The sequence below is a fragment of the Bacillus sp. FSL M7-1020 genome, from assembly GCF_038050415.1.
Classification (GTDB): Bacteria; Bacillota; Bacilli; order Bacillales; family Bacillaceae_G; genus Bacillus_A; species Bacillus_A toyonensis.
On the sequence record NZ_JBBOTW010000001.1, the window covers coordinates 1,285,162 to 1,298,159 of the forward strand.

16 protein-coding genes are annotated in these 12,998 nt (G+C 35.9%); 15 read left to right on the plus strand and 1 reads right to left on the minus strand.

The genetic code is table 11. The annotated features are described in order from the left end of the window. Nucleotides 1–71: 71 nt before the first annotated feature. The 12 genes from hisC (at nt 72) to MHB70_RS06760 (ending at nt 10,256) form a co-directional block, all read left to right on the plus strand. Entirely contained in the window at nt 72–1,184 is a 1,113-nt protein-coding gene (gene hisC, locus MHB70_RS06705; protein WP_001264040.1) for a histidinol-phosphate transaminase, read from the plus strand. A gap of 450 nt (nt 1,185–1,634) precedes the next feature. Continuing rightward, complete coding sequence (locus MHB70_RS06710) at nt 1,635–2,897, plus strand: tetratricopeptide repeat protein (RefSeq protein WP_001168690.1); 1,263 nt, start codon at nt 1,635–1,637, stop codon at nt 2,895–2,897. 73 nt (nt 2,898–2,970) lie between these two features. Then, nucleotides 2,971–3,507 (plus strand): ReoY family proteolytic degradation factor, encoded by a 537-nt coding sequence (locus tag MHB70_RS06715; RefSeq protein WP_001095919.1) that lies wholly within the window; start codon nt 2,971–2,973, stop codon nt 3,505–3,507. A gap of 153 nt (nt 3,508–3,660) precedes the next feature. Beyond that, nucleotides 3,661–4,116: a YpiF family protein gene (locus tag MHB70_RS06720; RefSeq protein WP_000871316.1), complete on the plus strand. Its 456-nt coding sequence runs from the start codon at nt 3,661–3,663 to the stop codon at nt 4,114–4,116. 143 nt (nt 4,117–4,259) lie between these two features. Continuing rightward, on the plus strand, nt 4,260–4,772 hold the full coding sequence (qcrA, locus tag MHB70_RS06725) for a menaquinol-cytochrome c reductase iron-sulfur subunit (RefSeq protein WP_001290419.1): 513 nt from the start codon (nt 4,260–4,262) through the stop codon (nt 4,770–4,772). Beyond that, the gene (gene qcrB, locus MHB70_RS06730) at nt 4,773–5,447 is read left to right on the plus strand and encodes a menaquinol-cytochrome c reductase cytochrome b subunit (RefSeq protein WP_000932700.1); all 675 of its coding nucleotides are present in this window, start codon (nt 4,773–4,775) and stop codon (nt 5,445–5,447) included. It begins immediately after the preceding gene. A gap of 43 nt (nt 5,448–5,490) precedes the next feature. Next, nucleotides 5,491–6,258 (plus strand): menaquinol-cytochrome c reductase cytochrome b/c subunit, encoded by a 768-nt coding sequence (gene qcrC / locus MHB70_RS06735; RefSeq protein WP_000554601.1) that lies wholly within the window; start codon nt 5,491–5,493, stop codon nt 6,256–6,258. Between the two features lie 111 nt (nt 6,259–6,369). Beyond that, complete coding sequence (locus MHB70_RS06740) at nt 6,370–6,960, plus strand: DUF1405 domain-containing protein (RefSeq protein WP_000262817.1); 591 nt, start codon at nt 6,370–6,372, stop codon at nt 6,958–6,960. A gap of 25 nt (nt 6,961–6,985) precedes the next feature. Beyond that, nucleotides 6,986–7,669, plus strand: a complete 684-nt coding sequence (gene lit / locus MHB70_RS06745; RefSeq protein ID WP_061530154.1) for a lipoprotein intramolecular transacylase Lit — start codon at nt 6,986–6,988, stop codon at nt 7,667–7,669. 107 nt (nt 7,670–7,776) lie between these two features. Continuing rightward, complete coding sequence (ypjB, locus tag MHB70_RS06750) at nt 7,777–8,565, plus strand: sporulation protein YpjB (protein ID WP_000831603.1); 789 nt, start codon at nt 7,777–7,779, stop codon at nt 8,563–8,565. Between the two features lie 255 nt (nt 8,566–8,820). After that, nucleotides 8,821–9,501 carry a zinc metallopeptidase gene (locus MHB70_RS06755; RefSeq protein WP_000499539.1) on the plus strand — a complete coding sequence of 227 codons (681 nt, stop codon included), beginning with the start codon at nt 8,821–8,823 and terminating at the stop codon, nt 9,499–9,501. 113 nt (nt 9,502–9,614) lie between these two features. Continuing rightward, complete coding sequence (locus MHB70_RS06760) at nt 9,615–10,256, plus strand: uracil-DNA glycosylase (RefSeq protein ID WP_000456307.1); 642 nt, start codon at nt 9,615–9,617, stop codon at nt 10,254–10,256. 28 nt (nt 10,257–10,284) lie between these two features. Here the strand turns inward: MHB70_RS06760 and MHB70_RS06765 are convergent, their stop codons facing one another. Further along, a complete protein-coding gene (locus MHB70_RS06765; protein WP_061530153.1) occupies nt 10,285–11,166 on the minus strand; it encodes a YitT family protein in 882 nt (293 codons plus the stop codon). A gap of 270 nt (nt 11,167–11,436) precedes the next feature. Here MHB70_RS06765 and MHB70_RS06770 point away from each other — a divergent pair, with 270 nt between their 5' ends. From MHB70_RS06770 to MHB70_RS06780, 3 genes are read left to right on the plus strand one after another with little or no spacing between them, the layout of a single operon-like run. Beyond that, entirely contained in the window at nt 11,437–11,778 is a 342-nt protein-coding gene (locus tag MHB70_RS06770) for a nucleotide pyrophosphohydrolase (RefSeq protein WP_044810165.1), read from the plus strand. Beyond that, on the plus strand, nt 11,778–12,578 hold the full coding sequence (dapB, locus tag MHB70_RS06775; RefSeq protein WP_000658795.1) for a dihydrodipicolinate reductase: 801 nt from the start codon (nt 11,778–11,780) through the stop codon (nt 12,576–12,578). Before MHB70_RS06770 ends, dapB begins: the two co-directional genes overlap by 1 nt. 15 nt (nt 12,579–12,593) lie before the next feature. Next, a complete protein-coding gene (locus MHB70_RS06780; RefSeq protein ID WP_061530152.1) occupies nt 12,594–12,989 on the plus strand; it encodes a methylglyoxal synthase in 396 nt (131 codons plus the stop codon). Nucleotides 12,990–12,998: the final 9 nt, after the last annotated feature.

Genomic DNA, 12,998 nt, shown 5'->3' on the forward strand with positions numbered 1-12,998 from the left:
TAAAAGATTACAGTAAGGGATTATAATCCCTTACTGTAATCGAATTCAATAAAATGACTGGGGGAAGAAAAATGAGAGTGAAAGAGCAATTGTTAACTTTGAGAGCATATGTACCTGGGAAAAATATTGAAGAAGTAAAAAGAGAATATGGATTATCAAAAATTGTGAAATTAGCATCGAACGAAAATCCATTCGGTTGTTCTACAAATGTGACAGAAGCGTTAACATCATTAGTGAGTCAATACGCTCTTTATCCAGATGGATATGCTTTTGAACTTCGGACAAAAGTAGCTGATCATTTAGGTGTAAAAGCGGAACAACTGTTATTTGGTAGTGGGTTAGATGAAGTTATTCAAATGATTAGCCGTGCCTTACTACATGAAGGAACAAATGTTGTAATGGCGAATCCTACATTCTCGCAATACCATCACCATGCTGTTATTGAAGGGGCAGAAGTTCGTGAAGTATCACTTAAAGATGGCATTCACGATTTAGATGCAATGTTACAACAAGTAGATGATAAAACGAAGATTGTGTGGATTTGTAATCCGAATAACCCGACAGGTACATATGTAGAGAAACAAAAATTACTTTCATTTTTAGAATCAGTACCTAAGTCAGCGCTCGTTATTATGGATGAAGCATATTATGAATATGCGGAAGCAAAAGACTATCCGCAAACATTGCCACTTCTTGAAAAATATGAAAATCTTATGGTATTACGTACATTTTCAAAAGCATATGGCTTAGCTGCTTTTCGAATTGGATATGCGATTGGTGATGCGAAGTTAATCGGGCAGTTGGAAGTAGCAAGGTTACCGTTCAATACATCGACTGTAGCCCAAGCTGTAGCAATAGCTGCATTAGAAGATCAAACATTTTTACAAGACTGTGTGCAAAAAAATGCTGAAGGGTTAAATCAATACTATGCATTTTGTAAGGAATATAACGTATTCTATTATCCGTCTCAAACAAATTTCATTTTCTTAAAACTTGGTATTTCTGGTAATGAAGCTTTCGAACGATTAATGAAGAAAGGATATATTGTTCGTTCTGGTGCTGCATTTGGAATACATGATGGCATTCGTATTACCGTCGGATTGAAAGAAGAAAATGATGAAATTATAGAATTACTGAAAGAGCTTGTAAATGAGCAAGTTAAGAAAGAAGAAACCTATTCTTAAGAAATTGTGAAGGCTCCTTTTATAGGAGTCTTTTTTATCCCGCATGAACAGCTCCTAAAAGCTTGGTTGGTGTTGCTTCATAATTAATAAGGGAAGTTATTTGCACGGTCATGAAAGAAAACGGTACAATAGAAAGTAGTGAGGGATCGGTGTCACATCCGAACTTTTTGAACAAGTAGCTACGCTATAAGAAAAAGTACAAGAAGGAGCATGCCCATTCTAAAGGTTGCGTTATAATAGTGCGTTGCTTATGATAAAGTGAAACTTTAATCAGTGGGGGATGTTTATCCCCCGCTAATTATTAGTTGAACCAATCGGGCTTTTATGGGCAGTTGATCCCCAAACTAACTTCTTTGCCTTAGCTGAATTTTGAGGTGGGGGTCTGACTGCCCGTTAATAGCGGGATAAATGAACAGAAGAGAATATTTTTTAGAATTAAAGGAGACGTTTATGCAAAAGTTTGAACAAGCTGTGTCATATATTGAAAATGGTGAAGCGGAAAAAGGATTACAATTATTAAAAGAACAATTACAAGTTGCGAATGATGAAGAGAAGTATGATATCGCTCGCTACTATCATACACTTGGGTTTACGGATGAGGCGCTAGTAATAACAGAAGATTTACGTTTGCTATATCCGGAAGAGAGTGAATTTACGGTATTTTTAGCAGAATTATATATTGATTTAGATAAAGAAGATGAAGCGATTGAAGTACTTCATGATATTCCAGAAAATGATGATTTATATGTTCAATCGTTATTGCTTGTTGCAGATTTATTCCAAATGCAAGGTTTTGATGATGTAGCAGAGCAAAAACTATTAAAGGCGAAAGAATTGATGCCTGACGAACCTGTTATTACGTTTGGATTAGCAGAATTATATAGTAGTAAAGGTGAAGAACAAAAGGCAATTACTTATTACGAGTCGCTATTAGCGGAACATAAAGTAATGGGGGGTGTTGTCATTGCACTTCGTCTCGCAGAAACGTTAAGTGCAATTGGAAACTGGGAAGAAGCGATCTCTTACTATGAAGCAGGCTTAGAGGAGCAAAAAGATATTCACTCCTTATTTGGATATGCTTTCACATTATATCAAGGAGAAGAATATCAAAGAGCAATTGGTGCTTGGCAAGAACTAAAAGAATTAGATCCTGAGTACGCATCACTATACATGTATTTAGCGAAAAGCTATGAAAAAGAAGGAATGCTGCAAGAAAGCTATGAAACACTTCAAGAAGGAATTAAAGTAGATGAGCTTGCTGTTCCGTTTTATGTAGAATTAGCGAGCATTGCAGCTAAATTAGGAAAAGTAGCAGAGGCAGAGGAAGTGCTTCAAAAAGCGCTTGAGTTAGATCCAGGACATTTAGGTGCAATATTAAAGTATGCATATATTTTAAAAGGACAAGAAAAGTATGAAGAGTTAATCACAGTTGTAGAGCGTGCTATTGATAGCGGAGAGCCAGATACACAACTACTTTGGGATCTTGCGTTTGCAAAAAAACAATTAGAAATGTATTCGGATGCATTAAAGCACTATGAAAGTGCATATACTTCTTTTAAGAATCATCCAGACTTCTTGGAAGAGTACGGTTATTTCTTATTGGAAGAAGGAATGCGAAAAGAGGCCAAAGAAGTGTTTACTCAGTTATTACAACTAGACCCGACACAAATTCATATTGAAGAGTTGTTATATAATTTAGAGGATTTTTCATAAGTTGGAAGGAAACTGAATGCCGCTTCTTGAATCTAAAAAGAAAAGAGAAAGACAGAGGAGGGACTTAATTGCTATGAATACCCCTGTTTCTGTAAACGAGAAGAAGGATTTTGTGAAATGGTTTTTGAATAATTACCAACTGAAACAGCGTGAATGTGTATGGATTTTGAATTATTTAATGAGTCACGACCAATTAATGCATAAAGTCCACTTCGTAGAGCATGCAAAATATTGTCCGCGTGGTTTAGTAATGTCAGCAAATTGCGTGAAAGACACACCGTTTCACTTTTTTAAACAAAATGTTATGACAACAGATGCTGAAAAATCGTTTCATGATATTCGTTTAAATCGAGATGAGGATATTTATATTCAACTCAACTTTAAATCATCGTTCCAAAACGCAAACTATGTAGCTGTATTAGAAGACAATCCATATTTACCAAAGCATATTGAAGTAAATGAAAAAGATCGTTTACTTGCAGAGAGATTTTTAGAAGAGAGTGTATTTTCATTTAGAAGAGAACGTCTTTTGAAACAAATTGATGAAGCATTGGATAAGCAAGATAAGGAAGCGTTTCATAGGTTAACGGCGGAGTTAAAGACTTTATAGGATTTATTTGAATTATTAAATTTTTACAAATTTCGGACTTTTTTAAGAAAAACTACCTATCTTGGGTGGTTTTTCTTTTTTTACCCCTTTTAGTATGGTTTAATATATATAAAGTGAAAGTTCTGTCATTTTAGCTGGAGGGAGGGAAGAAATGTGAAATGGATTGTAAAAGACGTGGAACAGTTTGAGCAAGCAAGGGAGTATGTAGATACAGGGGTAATACCTCTTTTGTCAATTTCAGCAGCAAAAGAAATGAAAACGGTAGTAGAACAAGGTGAATTTATTGAATTGTTGAGTATGGAGTTGGAAAGAGAATATAAAGGAAGAGTGCTTTTACTACCTGCATTTACGTATTTAGTAGAAAGTCAAAAGAATGAAAAAGCTCGTTTGCAAGAATGGACAGATCATTTACAAAGTCAAGGCTTTAAACATATTGCTTATGTTACAAGTGATTTTTCATGGAAAGAAGATATGCAAGAGTTACAGGGGGATTTATTTTGGTTACCCTCATTAGCGTTAGAACAATTTAGTGATCAAGCGAAGAGAGAAGTCATTCACGCTCATATAAAAAATATAATGGTAATGTTAGAAGAAAAATGGGGAAAATAGCAATAAACAGAAAGTTCTTATTATTATGAGTAGTATGATATTGACCTGTGCATGAGGGTATTATATCATGATAGTGTCCTAGTATTTATTTTTTATATTATTTTTCACGAGGGGACAATTTCTGATAGAGGGGGGAAATTTTCGTGAGCGAGAAAGAACATCGTGTGTCAAGAAGACAGTTTTTAAATTACACACTTACAGGAGTAGGAGGCTTTATGGCAGCGGGTATTTTAATGCCGATGACGCGATTTGCGCTTGATCCGGTGTTAAGAAAAGAAGCGGGAACAGATATGGTTGCTGTTGCGCAAGTAAAGGATATTACAACAGAGCCGAAGCGTTTCGACTTTAAGGTGAAACAGGTTGACGGATGGTACAAGTCTGAAGAGCCAAAATCTGCTTGGGTGCATAAAGATGAAAGCGGAGACATCGTTGCATTTTCTCCAGTGTGTAAACATTTAGGGTGTACAGTGAACTGGAATTCGGACAAAGCACATCCGAATCAATTCTTTTGCCCTTGTCACGGAGGACGTTATACAAAAGATGGTATGAACATTAAAGGCACACCGCCACTTGCTCCGCTTGATGTGTACGAGTCTAAAGTGAAAGATGGAACGCTGTATTTAGGAAAAGCGAAGCCAAAAGGGGGTGCAAAGTAGATGCTAAATAAAATTTATGATTGGGTAGATGAACGTTTAGATATTACACCGATATGGCGCGATATCGCTGATCATGAAGTACCTGAACATGTAAACCCGGCACATCACTTTTCTGCATTCGTTTATTGCTTTGGAGGACTTACCTTTTTCGTTACTGTAATTCAAATTTTATCTGGAATGTTTTTGACGATGTATTATGTGCCTGATATTAAAAATGCGTGGGAATCTGTTTACTATTTACAAAATGAAGTTGCGTACGGGCAAATTGTTCGTGGTATGCACCACTGGGGTGCTAGTCTCGTAATTGTAATGATGTTTTTACATACACTCAGAGTTTTCTTCCAAGGTGCGTATAAAAAACCTCGTGAGTTAAACTGGATTGTTGGTGTTCTTATTTTCTTTGTTATGTTAGGTCTTGGTTTTACCGGATATTTATTACCGTGGGATATGAAAGCGTTATTTGCTACGAAAGTAGGGATTCAAATCGCAGAGCAAACGCCGCTCATTGGTCCTTATATTAAAACATTACTCGCTGGTCATTCCGAAATTGTTGGCGCTCAAACATTAACTCGCTTCTTTGCTATTCACGTCTTCTTCTTACCAGCAGCACTTCTAGGTTTAATGGCCTTCCACTTCATCATGATTCGCAAACAAGGTATTTCCGGTCCACTATAAGAGATTGCTAAATTAAAGGGGAAAGAACTAAAGGAGGGAGATTATGCATCGCGGCAAAGGAATGAAATTTGTAGGAGATTCTCGAGTACCAGTAGCTCGGAAACCAAATATTCCAAAAGATTATTCTGAATACCCAGGAAAAACAGAAGCATTTTGGCCGAACTTCTTGTTAAAAGAATGGATGGTTGGTGCAGTTTTTTTAATCGGTTATTTATGTTTAACAGTGGCACATCCGTCACCGCTTGAGAGAATGGCGGATCCGACAGATGCCGGATATATACCACTTCCAGATTGGTATTTCTTATTTTTGTATCAGTTACTAAAGTATTCTTATGCTTCTGGTTCATTTACTGTAATTGGAGCGTTTATTATGCCAGGGATTGCGTTCGGAGCATTGCTGTTAGCTCCATTTCTCGATCGAGGTCCAGAAAGACGCCCGTTGAAGCGTCCTGTAGCCACTGGATTTATGCTTTTAGCAATTGCATCGATTATCTTTTTAACTTGGGAATCTGTAGCACACCACGACTGGGAAGCTGCAAAGAAACAAGGCGCAATTGTAAAAACAGCACCAGTTGATAAAAATGATGACGGCTACAAGTTAATGCAAAAAAATACTTGTTTAACGTGTCATGGTGATAATTTACAAGGCGGGGCGGCAGCACCAGCTTTGCAGAACTTAACTTTAAAACCTGAAGAAATCGCTAAAATTGCGAAAGATGGAAAAGGTTCCATGCCTAAAGGTGTATTTAAAGGTACGGATGAAGAACTGAAAAAGCTTTCGGAATTCGTTGCAAAGTATAATAAAAAATAATAGAAAAGCTGACTACAAATTTTGTGGTCAGCTTTTTATTTTGATGACAGAAAGTTTACTATATAATAGAGTAGAGTTTGAGGAAAGAATGAAAGGTGTTGGACATACAGCTTGGTTTACTTGTATGCAATGTTAAGACAACGCTCAGTATTATTATTTTTATTGATTGTTAACATACTAGGTACAATTTACGGATTTATATGGTATGGAAATCAATTAAAAGAAACGTCACCTATATTTTGGCCGTTTGTACCAGATAGTCCTATGGCGACTCTCTTTTTTGTCTTTGTTTTAATTGCTTTCTTGGTAAAGCGAAACTGGGGATTAATAGAGGCGCTGGCAATTGTAACTTTAATAAAATATGGTATATGGGCTGTTGTTGTAAATGTGGTTATGATTTATGTAAAAGGTCCTATTGGCTTGATGGGGTATATGTTAATGCTATCGCATTTTGCAATGGCAGTGCAGGGAGTGTTATATGCTCCGTTTTACCGTATAAAAAAATGGCATTTTGTAGTAGCAGGTATATGGACATTACATAATGACGCAATTGATTATTTATTTTGGCAAATGCCGAGATACGGAATTATGCATTTGTTTGTAGAGAAAATTGGTTATTTTACATTTTGGTTAAGTATTGTCGTACTGTGCATCACATACTATTATTGCTTACGTGAGCGCCGAAAACAGTTTTCTTTATGATGGTGTGAACATTTAGGGGGAGAAAATGAAGAGAAGTAAGAGTGGAAAAATATTGGATCGATTGATTACGTTAGTTGTTTCATATAGCATAGCATTTTCTATTTTTGCACTTGCAACAATGGCAGTTATATATGGAAAATGGCTGTATTATTTTGAAATTGATTTTTTAAACATTCCAGATTTAGCGGATATGACAAAAGATGAAATTAAGAGAAATTATGATGTGCTAATTACATATTTATCTCCGTTTTATGACGGAGCATTACATTTACCGACATTAGATATGTCTACAAATGGTCGTATTCATTTTGTAGATGTTAAAAATATTATAGTAAAGATTCAATATGTGATGTATGCGACAATTATGATTGTAGTGATAGGCGGCGTTTATTTATTAAAAAGAAAAAACGAAAAATTTTTACTGCATGGATCGATTGTAACAATTATATTTCCGATAGCACTGGTGTTGCCAATCGCTATTAATTTTGAAAAGAGTTTTGTATTATTCCATAAGCTGTTATTCAGTAACGATTATTGGATGTTTGATATTGAATCGGATCCGATTATTTTAATGCTACCAGAAGAATTTTTTATGCATGCGGCGTGTGCTATTTTAGTATTCATTTTAGGTGGTAGTATACTTTGTTACAGCTTGTATAGATATTTCGTAAAAAAGAAAAGGATTTCAAAGGAAAAATTCTCTGCTTAAAGAGAATTTTTTTGTTTGTAAAACGATAATATATTTTTCGGGGCAGTTCTGTTCTATTCTTGTCCAATTCCACATATTTTGTACTAGTAGTTATAGGGGGGACCGGGATGAAGAGAACATTAATTGGATTGATAGCATTTCTAATTATAATGTTTCCGTTACGTATATATGCTGAAGAGTGGAGTGAACTAACGGGGTTGCTAGACGACTCGTTACAGTTAGTGAAGCGTAATGAAGATGAAAAAGCAGTACAAGTATTACAATATTTCTCGGAGCAGTTTTTAGTGAAGGGGAATGAAAAGAAGCAAGAAGTAACACCAGATCAAATTAGAGTCATTTCTTTAGCTTACGACAAAGCGAAACAATCTCTCTCGGAAGAAGATTTAGGTAAGCAAGTTAAAATTGATAATGTGATAGCATTACAACTTGCTGTTGATGCGCAAGTATCGAAATATCAACCGCTTTGGATGGAAAGAGAAGGGAAAGTAATGGATGCTTTTTCTCAAATGGAAAAAGCGATGAAAAAAGAAGATACTGGACAGTTTCAGCAAACGTTAAATACATTCTTAAATGAATTTAATATTATTTACCCAAGCCTAATGATTGCTTTGCCAGAAAACGAGGTGCAACGTGTAAATGCTCATTTATCTTATTTGGATGAATTTCGTAACGTTATGTTAAAAACGAAAGGTGGGCAAATGCAATTAGGAATCATTAAAGGAGATTTGCAAAAGATATTTCACACAGTAAAAAAAGATGAAATTGCCCCCTCTCTCATTTGGTTTATGACAATTACTGGAGGACTTATTTTATTCACATTAACTTATGTTGGATGGAGAAAGTATAAAGGTGAGCGAGAGAAAAGAAAAAGTAATGTACATTCTAAAAATAGATAATGCGATAAAGTGAAACTTTAATCAGTGGGGAGGTTCATACCTCATTGATTATTAGCCCTCATCAATCGGGCGTTTACGGGCAGTGGATATACCGCTTAAGTTCTTTGCTCCAGCAGAATTTTGAGGTGGGAGTCTAACTGTCTACAAATAGCGGGATAAATAAAGATACGGATTGTAAGGTTTATTCATTGACAATGGTGGCAGAAAAAAATAGAATGAGAAGTACTATAATTAAAACTTCAATGGAGGTTCATGATGTTTTATTTAATTTACTTCGCGATCATTTTGATCATACCGTTGTATGCACAGTCAAAAGTACGTAGTGCCTATAGCAAGTATTCACAAGTTTATTCAACATCAGGTATGACAGGAGCAGAAGTGGCTCGGAAAATTTTAGATGAAAACGGATTATACAACGTAGCTGTAGAAGAAACGCCAGGTCATTTATCAGACCATTATGATCCAACTGCCAAAACAGTTCGATTATCAACAGATAACTACTATGGCCATTCAGTTGCTGGTACAGCAGTAGCAGCACACGAAGTAGGGCATGCGATTCAAGATGCAAAAGATTATAATTTCATGCGTGTTCGTCATTCATTAGTACCAGTTGCTAATTTTGGCTCGAATATGTCTTGGGTTTTTGTCTTAATTGGTGTGTTTGCACAAATGTCTGGTTTATTGTTGCTAGGAATTATTTTGATGGCAGCAGGTGTTGTTTTTCAACTTGTTACATTACCAGTTGAGTTTGATGCATCAAAACGCGCAATGCAACAAATTGAAGCACTTGGTATCGTATCGACAGATGAGTACGGCCAAGCTCGTAAAGTATTAAATGCGGCAGCATTAACATATGTAGCAGCTGCAGCTGTAGCGGTATTTGAATTATTACGTCTTGTATTAATATATACTGGTATGCAGCGTAGCGACGACTAAAGACTATCAATTTTGATAGTCTTTTTTATTATCTGTAATAAATGGACAGGATAAAATGAAAGAAATATTGTAGGGAAATCATAATTAAGTAGCATACGATGAGGGGGGAGATAATGGAATATCCAGACTATATAGTAAAGCAAGTGAAAGAGCGTAGTGCTTCGTATCAGCTAGAAGGTTTTCTAAGTGGACAAGGCCCTGGAACCCCCAAAATTATGCTCGTTGGTGAAGCACCTGGTGAAACAGAAATTCATAATGGGATTCCGTTTAGCGGTAGAGCTGGAAAACATTTAATGGAGTTTTTAGAACGTATTCATGTTACAAGGGAAGAAGTATATATTACGAGTGCGGTCCGGAGTAGGCCATATAAATGGCGAGAGAAAAAAGAACGAAATGGCGAAAAAATACAGAAAAAGTATAATAGAACACCAAATCAAGGAGAAATACTTGCTCATGCACCTTTATTAGATTATGAGTTGGAACATATAGACCCTCCTGTTATCGTTACGCTTGGTAATATTGCATTACAGCGTTTAGTCGGTAAAAATCATAAAATTACAGATGTTCATGGAGAATTGTTAAAACAACCCGTGCAACAATTGAAAGATAGTTGCTGTACAGAATTTGTATGGACAGAAAAAGAATATTCTATTTTTCCGACCTTTCATCCAGCTTCTATTTTTTATAATCGGAGTTTGTTGGAGCTTATTTATGAGGATTGGGAGAAGCTTAAAAGATATGTAATAAAAAACTAGAAAAGCTAAAGAGCTTTTCTAGTTGAATTTAATTATGTAACGGATTTTTATTTTCATCTAATGTAAAACCTTCACCAACTACATCATGTACGTCACTTACAGCAACAAAGGCATGAGGATCTACAGAAGTAATAATATTTTTTAATTTCACGATTTCATTTTTAGCGACAACGCAATACAATACGTTCCGTTCCACTTTCGTATACGATCCAACAGCTTTTAAAAAGGTTGCTCCGCGCTCCATGTCAGATAAAATTTGGGCAGCAATTTCATCGTTTTTATCTGAGATAATAGTTGCTCCTTTTGCCGCATAGGCTCCTTCTTGCATAAAGTCAATGACTTTCGCTCCGATAAAAACAGCAACTAACGTATACATGCCTTCGCGGTATGATAAATAGGTAAGAATAGAGACGATAATGACGATAGCATCAAACATAAACATTGTTTTCCCCATACTCCAGCCAACATATTTATGAGCGAGTCTTGCGATAATATCTACACCGCCAGTAGTCCCCCCATATTTAAATATTATGCCAAGACCGATACCGATAAATGCCCCGGCGAATAAAGCCGCGAGTGTCATATCATTTTGTAAGTTTAAATGTAAGTTAAGAACGTGGTAACGCTGAAAAATCCATAGAAATAAAGATACGCTGAATGTGCCGATTAGTGTATAGATAAATGTCGTTCTTCCAAGTAACTTCCAGCCAATAAAAAATATAGGGATATTTAAAATTAAGTTTGAATAAGAAGGGTCAAACTTAAATAGAAAATACAATAATAGTGTAATACCGGTAAATCCACCTTCTGCAAGGTGATTTTCAATATTGATATTCACAATACCGAAAGAAAAAATAGCGGAACCGATTAAAATGAAAATGATATTTCGAATCTTCAAACTTGATGTCATATAGAAATCCCCCTAATTATGTAGATTGCATTGCTCCGCTGAAACGGTAAAACATAATGATAAGTAATTTCTAGTTGTTAATAAAAATAGTGAAGGCTATAAAAAAACAATTGATTTTAGCTGATCTTTTGCCAAAACCGCAAAAGAAAGTTTCACTTCATTATAGTCTATCCAAAAAAGGGTCGCAAATAGGTGTTTGGCGGGGAATAATATTTGTCAAATCGCGATGAATTGGCTAACATGAAAGAGGAAGGATTAGAGGTGATTAGTATGGAAGCAAAAACGATGAAAGATATGCAGAAAGAAGTAGATGCATATATTGGTCAGTTTAAAGAAGGTTATTTCAGTCCGCTTGCAATGATGGCTCGTTTAACGGAAGAAATGGGAGAGCTTGCGAGGGAAGTAAACCATTACTATGGTGAGAAACCGAAGAAAACAACTGAAACAGAACGTAGTATTGAAGAAGAGCTTGGAGATGTATTGTTTGTTATGATTTGTATGGCAAATAGTTTAAATATTGATTTAGAAACAGCGCATAACATTGTAATGGAAAAATTTAATACACGTGATAAAGATCGCTGGACACGCATTGATGAGGGAGAGAAAGAATAATGAAAGAAATTAAAGTAATTATCGCTGGACCAAGAGGACGTATGGGACATGAAGCAGTCCTTCTTATGGAAAGAACAGAACATTTCAATTTAGTAGCAGCAGTAGACTATAAGCACGCTGGAGAAAAGATTTCAGACTTACCTGGTATGCCGATGTTAGATACACCGATTTATGCAGATTTACATACTTGTTTAGATGAAGTGGAAGCAGATGTATTATTAGATTTAACAACACCAGAAGTTGGAAAGAAACATGTGACACTTGCAGTTGAACGTGGACTTCGATCTGTTATTGGTACAACTGGATTTACGGAAGAAGAACTAAAGCAATTAACAGAAAATGCAAAAGAAAATAAAGTAGGAACAATTATCGCTCCAAACTTTGCAATTGGTGCAGTTCTTATGATGAAATTTTCACAAATGGCAGCGAAGTACTTCCAAGACGTTGAAGTAATTGAATTACACCATGATCAAAAATTAGATGCACCATCTGGTACAGCTGTCAAAACAGTAGAATTAATTCGTCAAAATCGTGAATCAAAGCAGCAAGGTCATCCAAACGAAGTAGAGCAACTAGAAGGTGCTCGTGGTGCAAATGTAGACGGTATTCACATTCATAGTGTACGTTTACCAGGACTTATTGCACACCAAGAAGTAATGTTCGGCGGGGATGGACAAATGTTAACGGTTCGCCACGATTCATTCAATCGTGCATCATTTATGTCAGGTGTAAAACTATCAATTGAAACAGTAATGAACATTGATCATCTTGTGTACGGTTTAGAAAACATTATCGACTAAAGGGGAGAAAAACGGATGAAAATTGCCTTAATCGCACATGACAAAAAGAAAAATGACATGGTTTCGTTTGCGTACGCATATAAACCGATTTTTGAAAAACATGAATTATTTGCAACAGGAACGACAGGACTTCGCATTATGGAGGCAACTGGCTTAGATATAACAAGATATCAGTCGGGTCCTCTTGGTGGCGATCAAGAAATCGGAGCCATGATTGCAAAAAACGATATGGATATGGTGATTTTTTTCCGAGATCCACTAACTGCTCAGCCGCATGAACCAGATGTAAATGCATTACTTCGTTTATGTGATGTATATGCGATTCCACTTGCAACGAACATGGCAAGTGCTGAAATGTTAATGCACGCATTAGAACGAGGGGATTTAGATTATCGCAAGTTAAGAAAATGAGGGGAACAA

Coding starts and splice junctions, on each gene's coding strand:
- hisC (WP_001264040.1), top strand. CDS start 72: ATGAGAGTGAAAGAGCAATTGTTAACTTTGAGAGCATATGTACCTGGG.
- MHB70_RS06710 (WP_001168690.1), top strand. CDS start 1,635: ATGCAAAAGTTTGAACAAGCTGTGTCATATATTGAAAATGGTGAAGCG.
- MHB70_RS06715 (WP_001095919.1), top strand. CDS start 2,971: ATGAATACCCCTGTTTCTGTAAACGAGAAGAAGGATTTTGTGAAATGG.
- qcrB (WP_000932700.1), top strand. CDS start 4,773: ATGCTAAATAAAATTTATGATTGGGTAGATGAACGTTTAGATATTACA.
- qcrC (WP_000554601.1), top strand. CDS start 5,491: ATGCATCGCGGCAAAGGAATGAAATTTGTAGGAGATTCTCGAGTACCA.
- lit (WP_061530154.1), top strand. CDS start 6,986: ATGAAGAGAAGTAAGAGTGGAAAAATATTGGATCGATTGATTACGTTA.
- ypjB (WP_000831603.1), top strand. CDS start 7,777: ATGAAGAGAACATTAATTGGATTGATAGCATTTCTAATTATAATGTTT.
- MHB70_RS06755 (WP_000499539.1), top strand. CDS start 8,821: ATGTTTTATTTAATTTACTTCGCGATCATTTTGATCATACCGTTGTAT.
- MHB70_RS06760 (WP_000456307.1), top strand. CDS start 9,615: ATGGAATATCCAGACTATATAGTAAAGCAAGTGAAAGAGCGTAGTGCT.
- MHB70_RS06765 (WP_061530153.1), bottom strand. CDS start 11,166: ATGACATCAAGTTTGAAGATTCGAAATATCATTTTCATTTTAATCGGT.
- MHB70_RS06770 (WP_044810165.1), top strand. CDS start 11,437: ATGGAAGCAAAAACGATGAAAGATATGCAGAAAGAAGTAGATGCATAT.
- dapB (WP_000658795.1), top strand. CDS start 11,778: ATGAAAGAAATTAAAGTAATTATCGCTGGACCAAGAGGACGTATGGGA.
- MHB70_RS06780 (WP_061530152.1), top strand. CDS start 12,594: ATGAAAATTGCCTTAATCGCACATGACAAAAAGAAAAATGACATGGTT.